Genomic DNA, 3248 nt, shown 5'->3' on the forward strand with positions numbered 1-3248 from the left:
CGATGGGGCCCACCTCCCGCGGGAGGTGGGCCCCATCGTCGTACGGGCTACGCGGCCGGCTGGGCCAGCCACTCCGGCAGCGCGTGGAAGTCGTCCTGGCCGAGGGCCAGCAGCATGGCGTCCGCGGGCGTCGGCTCGAACGGCTGCCGCAGCAAGGGCATTTGAGCCTGCTCCGGAGTACGGTCCGCCTTACGGTGATTGTCCTCCGCGCAGGAGGCCACCGTGTTCAGCCATGAGTCCTGACCGCCCTGTGCACGCGGGACGACGTGGTCCACGGTCGTGGCCCGGCGCCCGCAGTAGGCGCACCTGTGCCGGTCACGTACCAGCACTCCCCGCCTCGACCATGGCGCTTGTCTTCGAAACGGCACCCGGACATAGCGGCAGAGCCTGATCACCCGGGGCACGGGTATGTCCAGGGCGGCTCCGCGCATGCGCAGTTCGGGGTGGGCCTGCTCGACGACGGCCTTGTCCGTCAGCACCAGAACGACGGCTCGGTTCAACGTCACTGTCGACAGCGGCTCAAAACTCGCGTTCAGTACCAGCGTGTCCCGCATCCAGCCCACCTCCTCTGCGCACCGGCCCACCCAATGGCGGGCTGGGATCAACTTTGGCCGGGCACGCCGAGATGGACAACGCAATAAAAATGCCCGCCCCTGATCACTTCCAAGACCAGAGGCGGGCAAACGTTCTGTGAACGTCAGTCTTCCGCGGGAGCCGCGTACTCGCCGATCAGCTGGGCGCGCGCCAACGTGTGGAACCGCAGATTGAAGCCGACCGCGGCGGGAGACACATCGGCGTCGGGACCGAGCTTCTCCTGATCCACGGCGTACACCGTGAAAACGTACCGGTGCGCGGGATCCCCGGCCGGCGGCGCGGCGCCGCCGAAGTCCCGGGACCCGTAGTCGTTGCGCGCCTGGAGGGCGCCCTCGGGCAGCCCCTCGAACTTGCCGCTTCCCGCGCCCGTCGGCAGCTCCGTCACCGAGGCCGGGATGTCGAACACGACCCAGTGCCAGAATCCGCTCCCCGTCGGAGCGTCCGGATCGAAGCACGTCACGGCGAAGCTCTTGGTCTCCGGCGGGAAGCCCTCCCAGCTCAGCTGCGGGGAGGTGTTCCCGGCCGCGTGGACCTGAGCGTCCTTCAGTACCGCGCCCGCCTCGACATCCTCACTGGTGACCGTGAACGCCGGCACCGGCGGATGGAAGTCGTGCGGGAGCGGCGGCCTCTTGAGCTCGGTCACGTCAGTACCTCCTGAACGGCGGAATCTCTGGTCCGAGCCTAGAACCAGCTGCGCTTGCTGCCGACCTCCGACAGCCACTGGTTCAGGTACGCGGCCCAGTCCGTGCCCTGGAAGTCGTGCAGACCCACCTGGAAGGAACGGAACGAGTCGCTGCCCTCACTGAAGAGGCCCGGCTTCTTGTCCATCTCCAGGATGACGTCCATCGCACGGTCGTCCGCGACGAAGCTCAGCTCCACCTGGTTCAGCCCGCGGTACTGCGACGGCGGGTAGAACTCGATCTCCTGGTAGAACGGGAGCCGCTGACGCGTGCCCCGGATCTGGCCGCGCTCCATGTCCGCGTTCTTGAAGCGGAAGCCCAGCTGGATGAAGGCGTCGAGAATCGCCTTCTGCGCCGGCAGCGGGTGCACATTGATCGGGTCGAGGTCACCCGAGTCGATCGCGCGCGCGATCTCCAGCTCGGTGGTCACGCCGATGTGCATGCCCCGCAGGCTCTGCCCGTCGATCGTGGTGATCGGCGTCTCCCACGGAATCTCGAGCCCGAACGGGACCGAGTGCACGGCACCGGCCTGCAGCTCGAAGGCCCCGCCGAGCCGCAGCTTCGTGAACTCGATGTCCTGCTTGTACTCCTGGTCGTCGTGGCCCTCGACCTCGACCTTGGCCTGCAGGCCGACCGACAGCCCCTCGATCGACTGGTTGACCGAGCCGCCCTGGATCCGCACCTCACCCTGGACGACGCCGCCCGGAACGGTGTTGACCTCGGTCAGCACCGTCTCGACCGAAGCCCCACCGGCCCCCATGCTCGCAAGCAGCCGCTTGAACCCCATGTCGTCACTTCCTCCCCAGGCAACGCCTGTTCCGTCCTGTGTCTGTCAGGATCTCTTGATCCCTACAAACGCGATCCGGCCCCGACCGGTTCCGCGTCCTCACCCTTACAAGGGAGAGGACGCCTGACCACCCCGCCGACAAGCATCCGTCCGGACTGCTCCGTACCGCTCCGGACTCCTCCGCAGCGGCAGGACGGCTGGACTACGCTCATACGCCATGATCGCGGCCCCTGACCGTACGCCCCTGACGCGGGACTTCTTCGACCGCCCCGTGCTGGACGTCGCCCCCGACCTCCTGGGACGCGTCCTCGTACGCGCCACCCCGGACGGTCCGATCAAACTGCGCCTCACGGAGGTCGAGGCCTACGACGGCCCCGATGATCCCGGCTCGCACGCCTACCGCGGCCGCACGGCCCGCAACGGCGTGATGTTCGGCCCGCCCGGTCATGTGTACGTCTACTTCACCTACGGCATGTGGCACTGCATGAACCTGGTGTGCGGTCCGGAGGGCAGGCCCAGTGGGGTCCTCCTCCGGGCGGGGGAGGTCACCGAGGGAGCGGACCTCGCCCGTAAACGTCGACTCTCGGCCCGAAACGACAAGGAACTGGCCAAAGGGCCGGCCCGCCTCGCGACGGCGCTCGGGGTGGACCGGTCACTCGACGGCGTGGACGCCTGCGGCCCCCAGGGCTCGCCCCTGACCCTGCTGAGGGGTACCCCTGTTCCCTCCGACCAGGTACGCAACGGCCCGCGCACCGGAGTGTCCGGCGACGGAGGCGTCCACCCCTGGCGTTTCTGGGTCGCCAACGACCTCACCGTGAGCCCCTATCGAGCCCACGCGCCCCGCCGCCGCTCAACTTGACGCGCCTCTGGGGGATCCGTAATGTAGCCCGAGCCGCTTGAACCGGTTACGGCGTTCAGCCAGCAGCCGAGAGCGGCCAACCCACTACCTACGACTTCCCCTCAGCGGGGGTTTATTCGGCGTGTCCGCATGCCTGAATTCGAACCCGCGGAACTCGATTATGAGTCGCTGAGGGAATCGGCTAACGTAGTGAATGTCGAAAGGCCGCGAAACGCGAAAGCGCTAAAAGGCCCGAAGACAAGCCCCGCTGACTGGGGGTCAGGCCCGAAAGGATCTGATAGAGTCGGACTCGCCGGAAAGGGAAACGCGGAAGCGGGAACCTGGAAAG

General features: G+C 67.6%; 4 protein-coding genes. 1 reads left to right on the forward strand and 3 read right to left on the reverse strand.

Going from position 1 to position 3248, the window contains the following annotated elements; genetic code table 11:
- Positions 1-47: 47 nt before the first annotated feature.
- From ACWD68_RS41620 to ACWD68_RS41630, 3 genes are all read right to left on the reverse strand, one after another.
- The gene (locus ACWD68_RS41620) at positions 48-554 is read right to left on the reverse strand and encodes an HNH endonuclease (RefSeq protein ID WP_451811674.1); all 507 of its coding nucleotides are present in this window, start codon (positions 552-554) and stop codon (positions 48-50) included.
- Between the two features lie 143 nt (positions 555-697).
- A complete protein-coding gene (locus tag ACWD68_RS41625) occupies positions 698-1237 on the reverse strand; it encodes a YbhB/YbcL family Raf kinase inhibitor-like protein (protein WP_451811675.1) in 540 nt (179 codons plus the stop codon).
- A gap of 38 nt (positions 1238-1275) precedes the next feature.
- Positions 1276-2061 (reverse strand): sporulation protein, encoded by a 786-nt coding sequence (locus tag ACWD68_RS41630; RefSeq protein WP_451811676.1) that lies wholly within the window; start codon positions 2059-2061, stop codon positions 1276-1278.
- Positions 2062-2278: 217 nt separating this feature from the next.
- On the opposite strand from ACWD68_RS41630, the gene ACWD68_RS41635 reads away from it, so the two are divergent.
- A complete protein-coding gene (locus tag ACWD68_RS41635) occupies positions 2279-2920 on the forward strand; it encodes a DNA-3-methyladenine glycosylase (RefSeq protein ID WP_451811677.1) in 642 nt (213 codons plus the stop codon).
- The last annotated feature ends 328 nt before the right edge of the window (positions 2921-3248 follow it).

The organism is Streptomyces sp. NPDC005141 (assembly GCF_053599975.1).

What these genes read in the sequence shown, in the direction of transcription:
- ACWD68_RS41620 (WP_451811674.1), bottom strand. Translation starts at nt 554, where the DNA reads ATGCGGGACACGCTGGTACTGAACGCGAGTTTTGAGCCGCTGTCGACA.
- ACWD68_RS41635 (WP_451811677.1), top strand. Translation starts at nt 2,279, where the DNA reads ATGATCGCGGCCCCTGACCGTACGCCCCTGACGCGGGACTTCTTCGAC.
- ACWD68_RS41630 (WP_451811676.1), bottom strand. Translation starts at nt 2,061, where the DNA reads ATGGGGTTCAAGCGGCTGCTTGCGAGCATGGGGGCCGGTGGGGCTTCG.